The organism is Microbacterium sp. M (assembly GCF_045181065.1).
Classification (GTDB): domain Bacteria; phylum Actinomycetota; class Actinomycetes; order Actinomycetales; family Microbacteriaceae; genus Microbacterium.
In genome coordinates, this window is record NZ_CP173721.1 from 3,466,709 (window position 1) to 3,483,081 (window position 16,373).

At 68.1% G+C, this 16,373-nt stretch carries 16 protein-coding genes; 5 read left to right on the forward strand and 11 right to left on the reverse strand.

Annotated features, from left to right (window positions below; all coding sequences use genetic code 11):
- Nucleotides 1-28 precede the first annotated feature (28 nt).
- A complete protein-coding gene (locus tag ACI7YT_RS16840; protein ID WP_406247131.1) occupies nt 29-3,514 on the reverse strand; it encodes an efflux RND transporter permease subunit in 3,486 nt (1,161 codons plus the stop codon).
- A 20-nt stretch (nt 3,515-3,534) separates the two neighbouring features.
- Nucleotides 3,535-4,119 (reverse strand): TetR/AcrR family transcriptional regulator, encoded by a 585-nt coding sequence (locus tag ACI7YT_RS16845; RefSeq protein WP_406247133.1) that lies wholly within the window; start codon nt 4,117-4,119, stop codon nt 3,535-3,537.
- Nucleotides 4,120-4,218: 99 nt separating this feature from the next.
- On the opposite strand from ACI7YT_RS16845, the gene ACI7YT_RS16850 reads away from it, so the two are divergent.
- A complete protein-coding gene (locus tag ACI7YT_RS16850; RefSeq protein WP_406247135.1) occupies nt 4,219-5,025 on the forward strand; it encodes a hypothetical protein in 807 nt (268 codons plus the stop codon).
- Here the strand turns inward: ACI7YT_RS16850 and ACI7YT_RS16855 are convergent.
- The 5 genes from ACI7YT_RS16855 to ACI7YT_RS16875 form a co-directional block, all read right to left on the reverse strand.
- On the reverse strand, nt 5,022-5,405 hold the full coding sequence (locus ACI7YT_RS16855; protein WP_406247136.1) for a fluoride efflux transporter FluC: 384 nt from the start codon (nt 5,403-5,405) through the stop codon (nt 5,022-5,024). The genes ACI7YT_RS16850 and ACI7YT_RS16855 overlap by 4 nt on opposite strands.
- On the reverse strand, nt 5,402-5,779 hold the full coding sequence (locus ACI7YT_RS16860) for a fluoride efflux transporter FluC (protein ID WP_406247138.1): 378 nt from the start codon (nt 5,777-5,779) through the stop codon (nt 5,402-5,404). Before ACI7YT_RS16860 ends, ACI7YT_RS16855 begins: the two co-directional genes overlap by 4 nt.
- Nucleotides 5,780-5,829: 50 nt before the next feature.
- Entirely contained in the window at nt 5,830-6,633 is an 804-nt protein-coding gene (locus tag ACI7YT_RS16865; RefSeq protein ID WP_406247140.1) for a nitroreductase family protein, read from the reverse strand.
- Nucleotides 6,634-6,638: 5 nt separating this feature from the next.
- Nucleotides 6,639-7,013, reverse strand: coding sequence for a hypothetical protein (locus ACI7YT_RS16870; protein ID WP_406247142.1), 375 nt, complete (start codon nt 7,011-7,013; stop codon nt 6,639-6,641).
- A gap of 121 nt (nt 7,014-7,134) precedes the next feature.
- Nucleotides 7,135-7,914: a MerR family transcriptional regulator gene (locus ACI7YT_RS16875; RefSeq protein ID WP_406247144.1), complete on the reverse strand. Its 780-nt coding sequence runs from the start codon at nt 7,912-7,914 to the stop codon at nt 7,135-7,137.
- Between the two features lie 157 nt (nt 7,915-8,071).
- Here ACI7YT_RS16875 and ACI7YT_RS16880 point away from each other — a divergent pair, with 157 nt between their 5' ends.
- Nucleotides 8,072-8,911: a DUF4097 family beta strand repeat-containing protein gene (locus ACI7YT_RS16880; protein ID WP_406247146.1), complete on the forward strand. Its 840-nt coding sequence runs from the start codon at nt 8,072-8,074 to the stop codon at nt 8,909-8,911.
- Nucleotides 8,908-9,528: a PadR family transcriptional regulator gene (locus ACI7YT_RS16885; protein WP_406247147.1), complete on the forward strand. Its 621-nt coding sequence runs from the start codon at nt 8,908-8,910 to the stop codon at nt 9,526-9,528. The genes ACI7YT_RS16880 and ACI7YT_RS16885 overlap by 4 nt, the downstream gene beginning before the upstream one ends.
- Before the next feature lie 4 nt (nt 9,529-9,532).
- On the opposite strand, the gene ACI7YT_RS16890 is transcribed toward ACI7YT_RS16885, so the two are convergent.
- Nucleotides 9,533-10,075 (reverse strand): universal stress protein, encoded by a 543-nt coding sequence (locus ACI7YT_RS16890; RefSeq protein WP_406247149.1) that lies wholly within the window; start codon nt 10,073-10,075, stop codon nt 9,533-9,535.
- A 147-nt stretch (nt 10,076-10,222) separates the two neighbouring features.
- On the opposite strand from ACI7YT_RS16890, the gene ACI7YT_RS16895 reads away from it, so the two are divergent.
- Nucleotides 10,223-10,408, forward strand: a complete 186-nt coding sequence (locus ACI7YT_RS16895) for a DUF3073 domain-containing protein (protein ID WP_116634077.1) — start codon at nt 10,223-10,225, stop codon at nt 10,406-10,408.
- A 92-nt stretch (nt 10,409-10,500) separates the two neighbouring features.
- Nucleotides 10,501-11,322: an MOSC domain-containing protein gene (locus ACI7YT_RS16900; RefSeq protein WP_406247151.1), complete on the forward strand. Its 822-nt coding sequence runs from the start codon at nt 10,501-10,503 to the stop codon at nt 11,320-11,322.
- A 64-nt stretch (nt 11,323-11,386) separates the two neighbouring features.
- On the opposite strand, the gene yicI is transcribed toward ACI7YT_RS16900, so the two are convergent.
- The 3 genes from yicI to ACI7YT_RS16915 all read right to left on the reverse strand — a co-directional run bounded on the left by yicI (nt 11,387) and on the right by ACI7YT_RS16915 (nt 16,371).
- The gene (gene yicI / locus ACI7YT_RS16905) at nt 11,387-13,624 is read right to left on the reverse strand and encodes an alpha-xylosidase (RefSeq protein ID WP_406247153.1); all 2,238 of its coding nucleotides are present in this window, start codon (nt 13,622-13,624) and stop codon (nt 11,387-11,389) included.
- Between the two features lie 137 nt (nt 13,625-13,761).
- Nucleotides 13,762-14,901, reverse strand: coding sequence for an ROK family protein (locus ACI7YT_RS16910; RefSeq protein WP_406247155.1), 1,140 nt, complete (start codon nt 14,899-14,901; stop codon nt 13,762-13,764).
- A gap of 9 nt (nt 14,902-14,910) precedes the next feature.
- Nucleotides 14,911-16,371 (reverse strand): sulfatase, encoded by a 1,461-nt coding sequence (locus tag ACI7YT_RS16915; RefSeq protein WP_406250607.1) that lies wholly within the window; start codon nt 16,369-16,371, stop codon nt 14,911-14,913.
- Between the last annotated feature and the right edge of the window lie 2 nt (nt 16,372-16,373).

A 16,373-nucleotide genomic window follows, 5' to 3' on the forward strand; every position in this document is an offset into this window, starting at 1 on the left:
GACGAGGCTGCGAGCCGCGCACGGAGACTCAGTGCAGCGGGTTGGCCGGCGGGAGGCCGGACTGGCGCTCGCGCAGTTCACGACGCGTGCGCGCCTGCTCGCTCTGATCGACGGAGGCCGCCACCGCGGAGGCCGCGGCTGCCGCTGCAGCGGCGGCCGCAGCAGCCGCAGAGGCTGCAGCAGCCATCGCCGAATGCGCCGTGTGCGTCGCGTACGACGACTCCTCCTCGTAGTGCGTCAGGTGGTGGGTCGCGCCCGAACGCTCCACCTCGGTCGAAGGGCGCGGTGGCGCCGCAGCGGGAGCAGGAGCTTCGCCACCCCTGGCCTCCTCGGCCGCGGCACCCGCACCGACGACCGCCAGAGCGCTCACCAGAGGATCGGCGACGACGCCGGTCGCGGGCCCCGAGGCATCCGGGCCCGACTCGGGCGCAGGCCCGGCGGGTCCGCCGTCTCCGTCGCCGCGCGCCGCGCGCTTGGCAGCCCGTCGCTCCTTCGCACCCTCGACGAGGTTGTAGAGGGTCGGCAGCACGATCAGGGTCAGGATCGTGGAGGAGACGAGCCCGCCGATCACGACGATCGCCAGCGGCTGCGAGATGAACCCGCCGTGGCCGGTGATGCCGAGTGCCATCGGCGTGAGCGCGAAGATCGTCGCGAGCGCCGTCATGAGGATCGGACGCAGACGCTTCTCGCCACCCGCCATCACGGCATCCCGTGCCGACAGGCCCTTCTCGCGGTACTGATTCACCAGGTCCACGAGCACGATCGCGTTCGTCACTACGATGCCGATGAGCATCAGCACGCCGATGAGCGAGGCGACGCCGAGCGGCACACCCGTGACGATCTGCAGCAGGATCGCGCCGGTCGCCGCGAACGGCACCGAGACGAGCAGCAGCAGCGGCTGACGCAGCGACTTGAAGGTCGCCACCATCACGACGTACACGATCAGGATCGCTGCGAGCATCGCGAGCCCGAGCTGCGAGAACGAGTCCGCCTGCTGCGAGGCGACGCCGCCCACCTCGGCGCTGGCGCCGTCCGGCAGATCGACCTCTTCGAGCGCGGTGTTCACCGAGGCGGTCGCCACGGCGAGGTCGTCGGATGCCGGGGGCACCGTGATGGTGGCCGTCCGGCGTCCCTGCTGGGTCGTGATCGACGTCGGGCCCTCGCGCTCCTCGACGGTCGCGACGTCCTGCAGCTGGATCATGCCCGCAGGCGTCGGGATGGCCAGCTCGCGCAGCGCCTCGACCGTCGTCGGCGGCTCGGGGTCGGCGAGGTAGATCGTGAGCGACGTGCCGTCCAGTTCGATGGAACCCGCCTGCTGGGGCTGCATCGCGCTCGACACGATCGAACCGACGGCGACCTCGCTGAGACCCGCGGCGGCCGCGGCATCCCGATCGACGACGACGCCGATGTACGGCAGCGAAGCGGCCAGGTTGTCGGTGACCGTTCCGATGCCGTCGCGGCCGTCGAGTTCGGCGGTCACGGCATCCGTCGCTTCCTGCAGCGCCTCGGCGTTCGGTGCCGTGATGTCGACCTCGATGTCGCTGCTGCCGAATCCTGCAGAGGCGGCCACCGTGATCTCGCCGACGCCCTCGAGGTCGTCGACGGCGTCCTGCACGTCCGTGCGCAGCTGCTCCTGATCGACATCCGGGTCGGTCTGGATCGAGTAGTTGATGCCCGCGCCGCCCGAGAACGCGTCGCGCAGCGACGAGCCGCTCGAGCCGATCGAGACCTGCACGGTCTCGATGCCGTCGACGTCCATGAGCGCGTCCTCGACGACCACGGCCGCCTCGTCCTGCGACTCGAGGCTCGCGGTCGGGCCCAGATCCTGCGTGACCGTCATGGTGTTCTGACCGGAGTCGCTGAGGAAGTTGACCTTCATGAGCGGAGCCGCGGCGAGCGTGGCACCGAGCACGACGACGGCGAGCACGACGGTGATGCCGGAGTGCTTGAGCGTCCAGCTGAGGATCGGACGGTACGCCTTCTGCAGCGCCGTCGGAGGGGCGTCGGGGTGCTCGGGGTCGATCTGCTCGCCGTGCTCGTCGAGCAGCGGCTTGCCGGGGCGCAGGAACCAGTACGCGAGCACCGGCACGATCGTGAGCGCCACGAGCAGCGATGCCGCCATCGCGATCGTCACGGTCATGGCGAAGGGCCGGAAGAGTTCGCCCACCATGTCGCCGACGAACACGATCGGCAGGAACACCGCGACGGTCGTGATGGTGGATGCCGTGATGGCACCCGCGACTTCGCGCACGGCGAGCACGATCGCGCTCATCTTGTCGGCGTCGCCGACGTAGTGACGCTTGATGTTCTCGATCACGACGATCGAGTCGTCCACCACGCGACCGATCGCGATCGTCAGAGCACCCAGGGTCAGGATGTTCAGCGTGTACCCGAACGCCTGCAGCCCGATGAACGTGATCAGCACGCTGGTCGGGATCGAGATCGCCGTCACCAGGGTCGAGCGGATCGACAGCAGGAAGACGAGGATGACGATGACGGCGAAGACGAGACCCAGCAGGCCTTCGGTCGCGAGCGTCTCGATGGACTGCTGGATGAAGGGCGCCTGATCGAACACGACGGTGAACTCGGCATCCGGGAACGCCTCGGAGATGTCGTCCAGCGCCGCGAGCACTCCGGAGGACACCTCGACCGTGTTGGCCGCCGGGAGCTTCGTGATCGAGATCGTGATGGCGTCCTCGCCGTCGACGCGGGAGATCGACGTCACCGGGTCGGTGTCCAGCGCGACCGTCGCGACGTCGCCGATCGTCGCGTCCGTGCCGACCAGAGGCAGAGCGGCGATGTCATCGACGGAGCCGAGCTTGGCTCCCGTCTGCACGGTGAAGGTGTCCTCGCCCTCTGTGATCTCGCCACCGGGGAAGAGCACGCCGTTCTGCTGCAGCGCATCATTGATCGCCTGTGCGCTGACGCCGCGCTCCATGAGCGCTGCGTCGTTCGGAGTGATGGTGACGCGCTCTCCGACACCGCCGACGATCTCGGCCGCGTTCACGCCGGGGACATCCTCGAGGTCGGGGACCGCGACGTTCTCGAGATCCGCCTGCACGGTCTGCGCGTCATCGAACCCGGTGACGGCGACCTGGATGACGGGCAGATCGTCGATCGACACCGACAGCACCTGCGGCTCGACCTCCTCCGGCAGCTGCTGCGAGATCCGGTTGATCGCCTGTTGCATCTTCTGCTCGGCGGTCGCGAGATTCTCGCCGTACGCGAAGGTCGCCTGCACGATCGAGGCATTGGTCGTGCTCGTCGCGGTGGTCGACTCGAGCCCCGGCACCCCCTGGATCGCAGTCTCGATGGGCGTGGAGACGTCGTTCTCCACGACCTCCGGCGAGGCACCGGGGTAGCTGGTCATGACGATCAGCGCCGGCAGCTCGAGCGAGGGGATGAGCTCCTGCTTGAGGTTGTTCAGAGCGAGCCCGCCGAAGACGGCGGCGACGATCGTGATCAGCGCGATCAGTGCGCGATTCTTCAGACTCAGGACGGCGAGTTTCGACAAGGCTGTTCTCTCTCGGTCGGTCAGACGGATGCTGTGGTTGACGGAGTCGACGCCGGCGAACGGAGGATCCCGGCGAGGGCGTCGCAGATGAGCTCTTCGTCGAGCGGCTCGTCGTGGATCTGTGAGTGCCACAGTACGCCGTCGATGAAAGCGGCGGCTGCCCTCGCGCGATCCACGCCGTGAACGGGCGCGATGAACCCGACGACCTCGTCGGACCAGTGCCGTGCGAGCTCACGGACGCGCGGATCGTGCACGGCCGCCGTGACCACGGCGCGTTCGGCCTGGATGCTGCGCGCCTCGGCGAGCGCCTCACAGACCAGACGGGCGATGACGTCCGGCGTCACGCCCTCGGCGAGGACGGTCTGCCGTGTGCTGTCGAGGCGCAGATCGACCTCGGTCGCGAGCGCGTCGAGCGCTGCATCGCGCAGATCGTCGAGCGTGGCGAAGTACTGCGTCGTCGCGCCGAGCGGGACGTCGGCTCGCGCCGCCACCTTGCGGTGCGTGATCGCATCGGCCCCGATCTCGACGATCAGTTCCGCCGCGGCCTCGATGATCGCGCGACGGCGCGCCTCGGGGTCGCGCCTGCGGCGAATGTCCGCGCCCACATCGACCCCTTCGACACCGTTGATGTACTTTTGTACAGTTTCACACGCCGGGCATTGAGAGGATGCTGTGAGTCAGCGGCACTCGAGTGAGGGGGAGACATGGGTACGACGGCGGAATTCGATGCGGCGTGGGAGCGCGCGAACGCGGACCCGAGCAGCGCTCAGGCCGAGTGGGCAGCGGCGCTGCCCCTGGCGCGCGAGGGCTTCCGCGTCGATCCGGATCTGTGGCTCATGCGAATGCGCATGGCGGTGTCGAAACTCGAGGACATCGCGACGTCACCCGAGATCCGTGTCGCGTCCGAAGAAGCCGTGCACGAGATCCTCGCCTACGGTCGGGCTGGTGCGGATTCGGACCCGCAGCGGCGCGACCTGCTCGTCACCATGCTCAACAGCCACTCGATGCGACTGGAATCCGAGGGCCGGCTCGAAGAGAGCCTCGCGCTCGCGTCGGAACAGCGCGACCTGGCCGAAGCCGACGCGATGGCAGCGCCGGCGGACGGGAGGACGGCGAGCATCCTGCAGCACGCACGCGACAGGCTGGCCGAACTGCGTCTGGCGACGGGAGACGCCGTCGGTGCGCTCGAGATCGCGGATGCTCTGGTCGCCACCTCGCGCGCGAACGGCGAGGATCCGTCGCAGGCACCCAGCGGTCTGCCTGCCTGGTTGGAGTTGCGGGCCCGCGCTCTGGCCGCGGTGGGCGACGTCGCGCAGGCGCGCGCCGAGTTCGAGACCGCTCTCGAATGGAAACGCGCCAGGGTGCGCACAGGACGATTCTTCCTCGCGCACCTCGACCTGGCCGAGGCCCTCGACGAGTATGCGGCGATGCTGCGCAGGATGGGCGACGAAGCCGACGCGCTCGCTGCCGAGCAGGACGCGCAGCGCGTGCGAGTCGAGAAGACCGCTTAGCTCCAGAGCGATCCGAGCGCGAGCCCGGCTCCCGCTGCCAGGACCGACGACGCGAACGTCCCGAGCAGGTGCAGGACCGACACCTGGCGCGCGCCGTCGCGCCACAGCCCGATCGTGTCGAGCATCGCGGTGCTGAAGGTCGTGTATCCCCCGAGGAATCCGACGCCGACGATGAAAGCAGCGTCCGGCAGCGCGGCGGTCACGATCCCGAGCGCGAAGGACCCTGTGATGTTCACGATCACGATGCCCCACGGAAACGCCCGCCGCACTCCCGGCCGCATCGCCTTGACCGCGGCCGTGACGCCGACGCTGACCAGGTACCGTGCAGCGGCACCGAGACCGCCGGCGAGCGCCGCGAGCACGAACACGAGAGGGGTCATGCCGTCGACCTCGATCGTGCGATCCGGATGCCGGCGAGGGCGGCCGCGACCCCGAGCACGAGACTCAGCGCGGCATAGAGCACTGCCTGCAGCGGAGCATCCGTCCACAGCTGCACCGAGCCGACCGCGAACGCGCTGTAGGTGGTGAAGCCGCCCAGGATTCCGGTGCCGAGGAAGATCTTGAGATCGGCCCGAGGGCCGTCGGTCGGCCAGGCCGTCAGGATGCCGATGAGGAAGGCGCCGACGACGTTCGCGGTGATGATCGCGAACGGGAAGCCCCCGGCATCCGGAATCAGCAGAGTCAGGAGGAGCCTGGCCGCCGTGCCGAATGCACCGCCGAGCGCCACGAGCAGGGCACGGCGGAGGTGGGTCACGTTCGACACTGTAGCCGCCTCCTTCACCGGTTCGAATCCGGCTGGCGTGGTCAGCCCTCCGGGCTCTGGTCCCATCCGCTCTGCGGCGTCTCGCAGGTCTCGCGGAAGACGTACTGCGAGGCGAGCCGGCGCTGGCTGCTGGTCCAGTCGATCGCTGGTCTGCGCTGTTCGGGAGGCAGGTATCCGAGTCGGTACACCGCCATCAGTTCCAGGTCGTCCGGAACGCGGAGCAGGCTCACGATCTCATCCCAGCGTCCTGGAACCTCCATCGGGAACGAGATGAACTGGATCCCCATACCGAGCTCGACGGTGGTGAGCCAGACGTTCTCCATCGCCGCGCCCATGCTGAACACCGAGTAGAACGACGACAGCTGCCCCGGCCGGTATTCGCTCCTGTCGAGCATCACGCCGAGCAGCAGCGGAGCCCCCTCCACGAGCCGGCGGTTCTCGGCACCGAGCGTCTTGGGCACGCCGAGCGCGTTCATGAGCGTCTGCCCGCGCTTGGTGAAGACCTGGCCGGTGAACGGTCGCAGCGGTGCCGGCAGCTTGTCGAAGAGCATGCCGCTGCGCTTCTCATCCATCTCGGCCTGACTGAAACGGAAGTACGGCTTGTACCGCTCGAAGAAGGTGCCGTTGGACATGGCTTCTGTCATGCTCTCGCCGGAGATCCGGGCGACCTCGCGGATCGTGTCACGACTCTCGATCACGACGAACCGCCATGGCTGACTGTTCAGTTGCGACGGCGCGCGTCCGGCCGCCTCGAGGAGCAGCCTCTGATGCTCCTCTGAGACAGGATCAGGCAGGAACGCGCCATTCGTGGTCTTGCGGCGGCGGATCGCGTCGAGCAGTTCCATGCGGTTCACTTCCTTCTATCCGGTTCGGCCGCCAGGGCGAGACCCGCCGCGAAGAACGGTGCGGCCGAGAGTGCCACGAGCGGATGCCGGCGCCCGCGGGTTCCGGCGAACGGGATCACGGCCAACGGAACGATCGCTGGTGCGAGGCCGAGCGCCGCGCGACGGCTCGTCCGGCGGCGCCGTCCCCACAGCGCCGAGCTGAGCGCGACGGCGGTGGACGCGGAGGTCACGATGAACAGCGCATGATGCAACCACCGGAACCGGCTCGTGTCGATGGCTTTCAGGGCGACGGCAGCGCCCAGCGCGCAGTTGAGCAGGTAGCTCAGCGCGGCCAGGGCGAACACCGGCGGTGTCGTGGCGTCCCGGCGGCTGTCGCGCATGACTCGACCATAGGCCTCCCGCGCGAGCAGTCATGGCGCGCATCGCCGAATCCCCGCTGCAGGTGGGAACGGCGAACGGGAGGAGACATCGCATCCCCTCCCGCTCGCACAGCCTTGCGGCTTACAGGTTGCTCTCCGCGTATATGCGGAGAGCGTCGCGGACGAACTCGGCGCCGCGGGTGCCGCCGTCTCTGGTCGCGTAGTTCGCGCCGAAGCGCGGGTCGGCGACGTACATCTCACCGAGACCGACCACGTAGCCCTTGACGTCACCGCCTGGTGCGGCCGCGGGTGTGCCGGGCACTCCCGTCAGCCACTCGACGTGACGTCGCGCGATGGCCTGCGCCTCGTCGGATGCCGGATCGATGCCGTTCTCGGCGGCGGCGATCCAGTCGCGTCCGAGATCGGACACCAGCTGCTGCCAGTCGGTGCGCTCGGCATCCGTCATGCTCCGCCACCAGCGGTCGCTGTCGGCGTAGGCCTTCTTGCCCCAACGGTCTTCGACCTCCTCCTTGTACTGGGTGTGGTCGAAGCCGTCGAACATGTTCTCTGCCATGAGTTCTTCACCTCCTCTCAATGCGTTGATGGTGGACTCGACCGACGCGATCTGGCGCGCCAGCCTGATCTGCTCCTCGCGCAGGAGCGCGAGGTGGGTTTCAAGTGCGGATGCTTCGGCGCGCTCCCGCGACAGCACTTCGGCGATCTGCGGGAGGCCGAGTCCGAGCTCGCGCAGCAGCAGGATGCGCTGCAGCCGCACGAGCGCCTGCTCGTCGTAGTGCCGGTAGCCGTTGTGCGCGATGCGCGTCGGTGCCAGCAGACCGATGTCGTCGTAGTGACGGAGCGTGCGACTCGTCGTGCCGGCCAGTCGTGCGATCTCCTGGATCGACCAATCGCGTGCGCCCACGGCATCCTCCTCTCGTTGCGATATCTCCACCGTAGAAGTTGACGCTGCGTCAAGGTCAAGTGCGATCGGAAGAATCTTTTTGACAAACTCGAGATATATCGTGTTATCCTCCTAACACGCGATATATCTCGATATCGCCCAACCCAGGAGAACAGACATGACCGAGAAGTGGCTCATCGCCCCCGGCGAGGAACGCGTCATCGACATCGCCCAGGCGACCAAGCTGAAGATCGGCCTGGTCGGCGGTCAGGTCGATGTCGTCGCACACGACGAACCCGGCATCCGCATCGAGGTGCACGGCGTCACGACCAAGGACCTGCGCATCGAGTCCGACGGCACGCAGATCGAGATCGATCACCCGCAGATCGGGTGGGACAACTTCCTCGAGGTGTTCCGCAACTTCGGCTCCGGCGGCCCCAAGGCAGAGGTCAGCGTGGCGGTGCCACGCGGCATCGCACTGAACCTCGGCGTCGTCAACGCCGGCGCACTGGTCTCTGGCCTCGCGAACGACGCGAAGCTCAACACCGTCTCGGGCGACATCATCGTCGACACCCACACCGGCGACCTGTCGGTGAACACCGTCTCCGGCGACGTTCAGATCCGCGAGCTGACCGGTTCGATCAACGCCAACAGCGTCTCCGGTGACGTCGCCGTGACCGGCTCGGTCCGCAGGATCACGATCGACACCGTCTCGGGTGCGATCTGGGCCGACGCCACCGGCAACATCAACACGATCAACCTGAACACCGTCGCCGGCAACAGCACGATCCGCCTCGAGGAGACCCTCCCGGCGAACTACGTGATGCGCTCGATGAGCGGTCGCGTCATGGTCGACGGCATCGACCGCGGCGCCACCGGGCCCACCAACTACACCGGCTCGGCGGGAGAACTGGCCGGCAGCTTCGTCGACGTCCGCGCCAACTCGGTCTCCGGCGACATCACGGTGCTGCGTCAGCCCGTTCGGACCGTCGCGGATGACGAGGAGTGGGAAGCATGACTCCCGCGGTCTTCTCCCACGGCGACCTGCGCCTGTACCTGCTCTCGCTGCTCGCGGAGTCCCCGCAGCACGGCTACGGCATCATCCAGGCGCTGACCGACCGCACCGGAGGCACGTACACGCCCAGTGCCGGCACCATCTATCCTCGGCTCGCCAAGCTCGAGGAAGAGGGCCTGGTCACCAAGACCGTCGACGGCCGCACCACGATCTACGCGATCACGGATGCCGGACGAGCCGAACTCGCCTCGCGTGAGGACGACCTCGCCGGCATCGAGGATGACCTGGCCGATTCGGTCCGCCTGATCGCCAACGAAGTGCGGCAGAGCGTGCAGGAGGCGATGAAGAGCCTGCGGGCCGACCTCGCTTCCGCCGCCAACGAGGAGCGCAAGGGCGCCAAGACGCGTCCGCGCGCCGCGGGACCCGACGACCCGCGCGTCGCCAGTCGCGAAGAGCTCGGCCGAGCGGATGCCGTGGTCAACGCCTTCCGCGCCCGCATCCGCAGCGATCTGCGCACGCACGTGGCACGCGGCGGTGTGCTCGCAGCATCCGTCGTCAGCGAGCTCGAGAACGCACTGGACACCGCGGCGAAGGCCGTGACGCGCGCACTGAAGGACTGAGTCCCTACTCGGTCCAGATCTCGGCCTGGTCGTCCGGCACCGGCTCATCCAGCGGGACGACCAGGATCGAGCGGTGCTGACGGTGGGCGAGGCGGGCGGCGACCGAACCGGTGAAGAACTCGCGGATCGACTCGCCGATGCCGCGCTTGCGCGTGCCGATGACGATCAGCTGCGCGTCGAGCTTGCCGGCGAGCTGCTTGATCGCGAGGGCGGGGTCTCCGACGAGCTGGCGGGAGGTCCAGACCAGCCCGCTGCCCTGGAGCGCCTTGGTGGCCGCTTCGGTGACGTGCTCGAACTCGGCGGCACCGGTCTCGATGTTCATGTCGATCGGCGCCGAGTGGACGTAGCCGTCCGGATCCTCGTACGTGACGAAACGTGTGACGTCGACGTGAACGACCACCAGCGGAGCGCTCAGAAGCGTCGCGTAGCGGATCGCCTCCTGCAGCACGCGCGGGTTCTGCTCGGGCTGCATGCCGACGATCACGGCTTTCTGCAGTTCGCTGTTCTGGACGGCCTCTTCGGACGACGTGGAACCGGCATCTGACATGCGGATCGCTCCCTTCCCCGGGTCTCGAACGGCCAGTGACTCCGGCCCTCGTGCTATTCTGAATGCTACTCTTACCGGCGTTCAGCCGGTGTCGTGAATGCGCGGGCCCCAGATGCCCGCAGCTTAGATCGTGAGGGGGTCTCGCGCATGGGCCGTGGCCGTCAAAAGGCGAAGCACACTAAGATCGCCCGCGAACTCAAGGCGTACAGTCCGTCGGTGAACTACTCTGCGCTGGAGCGCGAGCTGGGTCACCCGACCGACGAAGACGCCTACGTCGACAAGTGGGCCGACGAGTACGCAGACGAAGACGAGGACGAACTCGAAAAGGCATAACGCCCGAGTTCGTCGATCGATGACCCCGTCGCACCGCGACGGGGTCATCTTCGTACCCGCGAGCACCCGGTTCGGGATGGAAGGATGCTGTCATGCCCCGCGTCATCGCCCTGTACCGTCACCCGGTGAAGGGGTTCACCCCCGAACTCCGCGATGAACTGCTGATCCAACCGGACGGACGCGTCGCGGGTGACCGCGTCCTCGCCTTCCGGTTCGCGGATGCCGCAACCCCGGAGGACCGCGACGGGCTGGACTACTGGCCGAAGTCGCAGGGTCTCGCGCTGGAGTCGTTCCCCACGCTCTCCCAGCTCCGGTTGTCCTACGACGACGCCGCGCAGCGCGTGCGGATCCTGCGAGAGGGCGCGATCCTCGTGGATGCCGCACTGGACGACGCCGGACGCCGCGCGCTGTCGGACGCCGTCACCGGGTTCGTCATGGAGTCCGCCGAGGCGAAGCGCCTGCGGCGTCCGGGGCGGCTGCCGATCGTGCTGGTCGGCGACGGCGCGCGCTCCCGATTCCAGGATCGTGCGCGCGGGTACGTCTCGGTGCACAGCACCGCGAGCGTGAACGCCCTCGGCGGTGCCCTCGAGCAGGAGATCGATGACCGCCGGTTCCGTTCGAACGTCGTGATCGACGGTGTGGACGCCTGGGAAGAGCTCGACTGGACCGGCCGGGTCCGCATCGGCGAGGTGAGTTTCTCCGCGGCAGGGCCGATCGTGCGCTGTCTGGCCACCCACGCGAACCCCGACACCGGCATCCGGGACGCGCGGGTGCTGACGACCCTGACGTCGCGCATCGGTCAGGAAGAGCCGACCCTCGGCCGGCTTCTGCTGCTGGACGGCGTCTCCGGCGGCATGGACGATCACGGCCGGGGCGGCGTCATCCGCGTCGGCGACGAGGTGCTCGTCGGCTGATCCGCGCCGGTGACCATCAGCCGCCCCGCTGCGCCTGAGCGCGTCGCTCAGGCGCAGCGGCAGATCATCCGGTCACGTCGGCACGGTCGACGGCGAACACCTGTGAATGCCCGTCCGGCGTCGTCACGGTGATCTCGGCGACACCGCTCCCGCCGGGGAAGACGCGCAAGGCGAGCCCGTCGAGGTAGTCGTAGTCCGGTCGATCGACCCGAGCACCCCACGGCAGGACCGCGCCGGGGCGGACGTAGAGCGGCAGAGTCGTGAAGTCGTGCGTCTCCCGCACCCAGCGACCGCCCTCCACGCTCTCGCCTGTGAACAGGCTGGTCCACGTTCCGGCGGGAAGGTAGAAGTCCACCTCGCCTGATTCCGTGAACACCGGCGCGACGAGAAGGTCATCGCCCAGCATGTACTGGCGATCGAGATGAGCGACGGCGGGGTCGGCCGAGAACTCGAACGACATCGGACGCATGAGCGGCACGCCGGTACGCGCGGCATCCAGACCGGCTTGGAAGAGGTAGGGCATGAGACGCATCTTCAGGTGCGTGAAGATGCGCGTGACCTCGACGGCCTCCTCGTCGAAGGCCCACGGCACGCGGTAGGACTTCGAGCCGTGGAAGCGAGAGTGGCTGCCGAGCAGTCCGAACGCGGTCCAGCGCTTGAAGACGGCCGGATCCGGGGTTCCCTCGAATCCGCCGATGTCATGGCTCCAGAACGCGAATCCGCTCATGGCCAACGACAGCCCGCCTCGGAGCGTCTCCGCCATGGAGGGGAACGTCGATGTCGAGTCGCCACCCCAGTGAACGGGCATCGTCTGGCCGCCGGCGGTCGCCGAACGCGCGAACAGGACCGCTTCGCCCTCCCCGCGTTCCTCGACGAGCACCTCGTGCACTGCCTTGTTGTAGAGCTGCGCGTAGAGATTGTGCATGCGCGACGGGTCCGATCCGTCGAAGTAGTCGACCTCGAGCGGAATCCGCTCGCCGAAGTCGGTCTTGAAGCAGTCGACACCCTGCCGCATCAGCCGCCGCAGGTGCTCCTGGTACCACGCCGTCGCGTCGGGGTTGGTGAAGTCGACGAGCCCCATGCCCGCCTGCCACATGTCCCACTGCCACACCGAACCGTCCGGCCTGGTCACGAGGTAGCCCAGCGCGGCCGCCTCCGCGAACAGCGGCGAGCGCTGGCCGATGTAGGGATTGATCCACACGCACACGCGGAGGTCCCGCTCGTGCAGACGGGACAGCATCCCCTCCGGGTCAGGGAACGTGCGCGGATCCCACTCGAAATCGCACCAGTTGAACTCGCGCATCCAGAAGCAGTCGAAGTGGAACACCGAAACCGGCAGTTCACGCGTCGCCATCTCATCGATGAACGACGTCACGGTCGCCTCGTCGTAGTCGGTGGTGAAGCTCGTCGAGAGCCACAGACCGTACGACCACGCCGGCACGACGGGCGGCCGGCCGGTGAGGGCGGTGTAGCGGGTGATCACATCCTTCGGGCTCGGTCCTGCGATCACGAAATACTCCAGCACCTCCCCCGCCACCGAGAACTGCACCCTTTCGACCGTCTCGGATCCGATCTCGTAGGAGACATGGCCGGGGTCGTTGACGAGGACGCCGTATCCGCGGTTGGAGAGATAAAAGGGCACGTTCTTGTACGCCTGCTCGCTCGACGTGCCGCCGTCCGCGTTCCAGACGTCGACCGATTGCCCGTTCTTCACCAGCGGACCGAAGCGCTCGCCGAGACCGTGGATGAGCTCGCCCACCCCGAGATCGAGCTGCTCGTGGACGAAGGTGCTCGGCCGTGCCGTCGAGCCGTCCGCCTGCGGGGTGAGCACGATCCCCGGATCGACCTGCGCGCCGGGGGCCAGGTGCACATACCCCTGCGCCTTGTGTCCGCTGCCGGTCACCCGACGTCCGTCGACCTCGAACGACAGGTTCCAGGGCGCTCCCTGCGCGATGCGCGCCGTCAGGGCGCCGCTGGTGAGCACACCCCCCTCTTCTGTGAGGGATGCCGTGGCGCCGGCGCCCACACGATTCTCGGCGAGCGGGAACCCACCGTGCCACCGGCCGCCTTCGTGGTGTGCGATGCGCACCCGGATGACCCCCTCCATCGGCGAGGAGAGCGTCACCGTCAGCACCGGTCGGTTGAGCGTGTCACCGCGCCTGCCGATGGCGGCGGTCGGAGCGGTCACGACCAGCCCCTGCCCGTCCGCTGCGGCATCCGTCTGCCAGACGTCATAGGCCTCCTGCGCGTACAGCGCTGTGACACCAGGCCTCAGCTGCCAGAAACCATCGGTGAACTTCATCGCTTCTCCCCTTCGACGGGTCGGGGATCCGCACGCAGATCGACCGCAGAACCCATTTTGTCAAGTAGTGAAACAATATACCGACGGGAGAAGGCCGACGCGAATCAGCGCGGCGCAGAACCTCGTCGCGTCTCGTGTCAGACGAGGAGGCGACGCATCGCGGCGACGGCCGCGCCGCGTGCGTACAGGCCGAACTCGAAGATCGGCCGTTCGATGAGGACCTCGTCCGGGTAGCCCTCTTCGAGGAACTCCGCGAGCGCGGCGCGGACGCTCCGGGGTGCGATCTCGAGCATGTCCGTCCCCTCGCCCATCACGGCGACGACTTCGGGGTCGAACGCATTCACGGCTTCGGCGATCGCAGCGCCCAGCGCCCGACCGGCGTCCTCGAAGGCCGCGCGTGCCAGGGCATCCCCCTCGCGTGCGCGGTCCAGCACCTGCTCGTATCCATCCGCCCCCGCGTTGTGCGCGATCGCCGGCATGGTCACGAAACTGTGCACGCAGTCGACATGGCCGTTGCGGCACACGCGACCGCGGCCGCCGATCCGCGTATGCCCGACGCGACCGGCCCGACCGTTCGCGCCGAGGTGCAGGTCACCGCCGAGGACGACACCCGAACCGATGCCCGCGCCCACGCCGTAGACCACGAGCGACGAATGCCGGGCGTGCGTTCCGAACCAGTGATGCGCACCGGCGAGGGCGTGGACGTCGTTCACGATCGCCGCCGGCAGATGCGCCGCCGATGTCACGAGATCTGCCAGGCGGACGGCGTTCCACCCGAGGAAATTCGAGTGATGCAGAACCCCGCCCCCCTCGGCGGTGTCCGAGACGTCACCGGCCACCGCGATCCCGATCGCGACGATCTCGCCGCCGTCGACCCGCGGAATGGACCGGGCGATGAGGTCGACGACATCGGTCACCTCACGACTGGGCAGGGGATGCTCGGCTTCTGCCACGACCCGCGCCTGCAGGTCGGTCACGACGAGGTACATCGTGTCCGCGGTGAGTTTCACACCGGCGAAGTGGGCCGCATCAGGGCGCAGCCGGAGCATCTCGGCGGGCCTCCCCCGCGATCCGGAGACCTGCAGCGCCCCTTCCAGCACCAATCCGCCGTCGATCAGACCACGTGTCACGCGGGTGAGACTCGTTCGCGACAGCCCGAGCCGCTCGGCGATGCGCACACGCGGCTGCTCCCCGTGGAGCAGAAGCTCGAGAAGAACCCGGCGCTCGGTGTCGGGAAGACCAGGCCAGTACTCGACGGCCGGTGAGGAGACGGACACGACGACAGCCTAGCCGGGGGACGACGCCGGTCGCCCGGTCGCCCCGGCGAGTGCGCTCCGCACGCGCTCGGCATAACGGTCGATCAGATCGTCACGGCCGACCTGCGCCAACCACGCGGCATGCAGATCCCACAGCCGGATCGCGTCGTCCGGGCGCGCACCCAGCAGGTCATGCGATTCGGACGGGTCGCTTCGGACGTCGAAGAGCTGGACGCCGTCACCGGGGTCGGTGTGCTCCACCACGCGGATCCCTCGTGCATTCGGGTCATCGCCGTGCGTGACGCGCAGCTTGAGATCACCGTTGCGCACGGCCGCCTGGAAGCCGCACTCCCAGTGCAGCTCGTCCCTCGTGCGCACTCCGGAGCGCAGCTGACCCGCTTGATCGACGCCGTCGATGTCGAGCGCGGCGACGTCGTACCCGGCCGCCGCCAACAGCGTCGGATAGAGATCCATCGAGCTGATGATGCCGTCCCGAGTGCCGCCGCCGCTCCAACCGCCTCCTGGCCAGCGCAGGAGGAACGGGACACGCACTCCGCCCTCCGCGAGCGTGTACTTCGTGCCGCTGAGCGGCGCGTTGCTGCCGTAGTTGCAGGTCGAACCGCCATTGTCCGTCAGGTACACGACGATCGTGTTCTCTGCGATGCCGCGGTCCTCGAGCCGATCCAGCAGCGCTCCGATCTCCCGATCCATCAGCTCGAGCTGAGCGAGGTAGTACTCGCGCCCGCGTTCGAGGTGGGGAGAGATCGCTCCGTCGTACCAGTCCGCGTACGTGACACCGCTGGACTCGTCCCAGTCATCGCGTACGGGCAGGCCGCGGCGCTCCAGTTCCTCCGGCGGCAACTGCCAGCAGAAATTGTGCACCGCGTTGAACGCGAGCATGGCGAAGAACGGCGCCCCGTCATCGTCCGAGATGAATTCCTGCGTGCGTCGCCCGAGCTCCGCGGTCAGGAAGCCCTCCAGCTCGACCTCGTCGCGTCCCTCGAACATGGGCTGCACGGCCATGCGCCAGTTCCCCTCGGGTCCGTACTCGTCGACGGCATCCTTCGTATGGCGCAGATAGTGCAGTCGTCCCTGCTGGCGGCCGGCGAGGCCGTAGTACGACACGTCGAACCCATGCTCGGGCGGGCACGCGCGATCACCGGGTTCATCCTGGCCGTAGTGCACCTTGCCGAAATAGCCGGTGCGATAGCCGTGCTCCCGGAATCGCTCGGCGAGCGTCGTCCGTTCGTCGGGGAACCGCGTATCCAGGAACCAGGTCGATCCCCACCGTGCGGGGTGCGTGCCGGAGATCAGCGCACCGCGCGATGGATTGCAGATCGGCGCCGCCACGTACGCGTCGGAGCAGGAGATCCCCTCCGTCGCCAGCCGATCGAGCGCTGGCGTTCGCACCTCGGGATCGTGTCCCAGAATGCCGCGGTCCGCGTACCCGTGATCGTCCGAAAGGATGAGGAGGATGTTCGGTGCCGTCATCG

Coding starts and splice junctions, on each gene's coding strand:
- ACI7YT_RS16850 (WP_406247135.1), top strand. CDS start 4,219: ATGGGTACGACGGCGGAATTCGATGCGGCGTGGGAGCGCGCGAACGCG.
- ACI7YT_RS16855 (WP_406247136.1), bottom strand. CDS start 5,405: ATGACCCCTCTCGTGTTCGTGCTCGCGGCGCTCGCCGGCGGTCTCGGT.
- ACI7YT_RS16865 (WP_406247140.1), bottom strand. CDS start 6,633: ATGGAACTGCTCGACGCGATCCGCCGCCGCAAGACCACGAATGGCGCG.
- ACI7YT_RS16870 (WP_406247142.1), bottom strand. CDS start 7,013: ATGCGCGACAGCCGCCGGGACGCCACGACACCGCCGGTGTTCGCCCTG.
- ACI7YT_RS16880 (WP_406247146.1), top strand. CDS start 8,072: ATGACCGAGAAGTGGCTCATCGCCCCCGGCGAGGAACGCGTCATCGAC.
- ACI7YT_RS16885 (WP_406247147.1), top strand. CDS start 8,908: ATGACTCCCGCGGTCTTCTCCCACGGCGACCTGCGCCTGTACCTGCTC.
- ACI7YT_RS16890 (WP_406247149.1), bottom strand. CDS start 10,075: ATGTCAGATGCCGGTTCCACGTCGTCCGAAGAGGCCGTCCAGAACAGC.
- ACI7YT_RS16895 (WP_116634077.1), top strand. CDS start 10,223: ATGGGCCGTGGCCGTCAAAAGGCGAAGCACACTAAGATCGCCCGCGAA.
- ACI7YT_RS16900 (WP_406247151.1), top strand. CDS start 10,501: ATGCCCCGCGTCATCGCCCTGTACCGTCACCCGGTGAAGGGGTTCACC.
- yicI (WP_406247153.1), bottom strand. CDS start 13,624: ATGAAGTTCACCGATGGTTTCTGGCAGCTGAGGCCTGGTGTCACAGCG.
- ACI7YT_RS16915 (WP_406250607.1), bottom strand. CDS start 16,371: ATGACGGCACCGAACATCCTCCTCATCCTTTCGGACGATCACGGGTAC.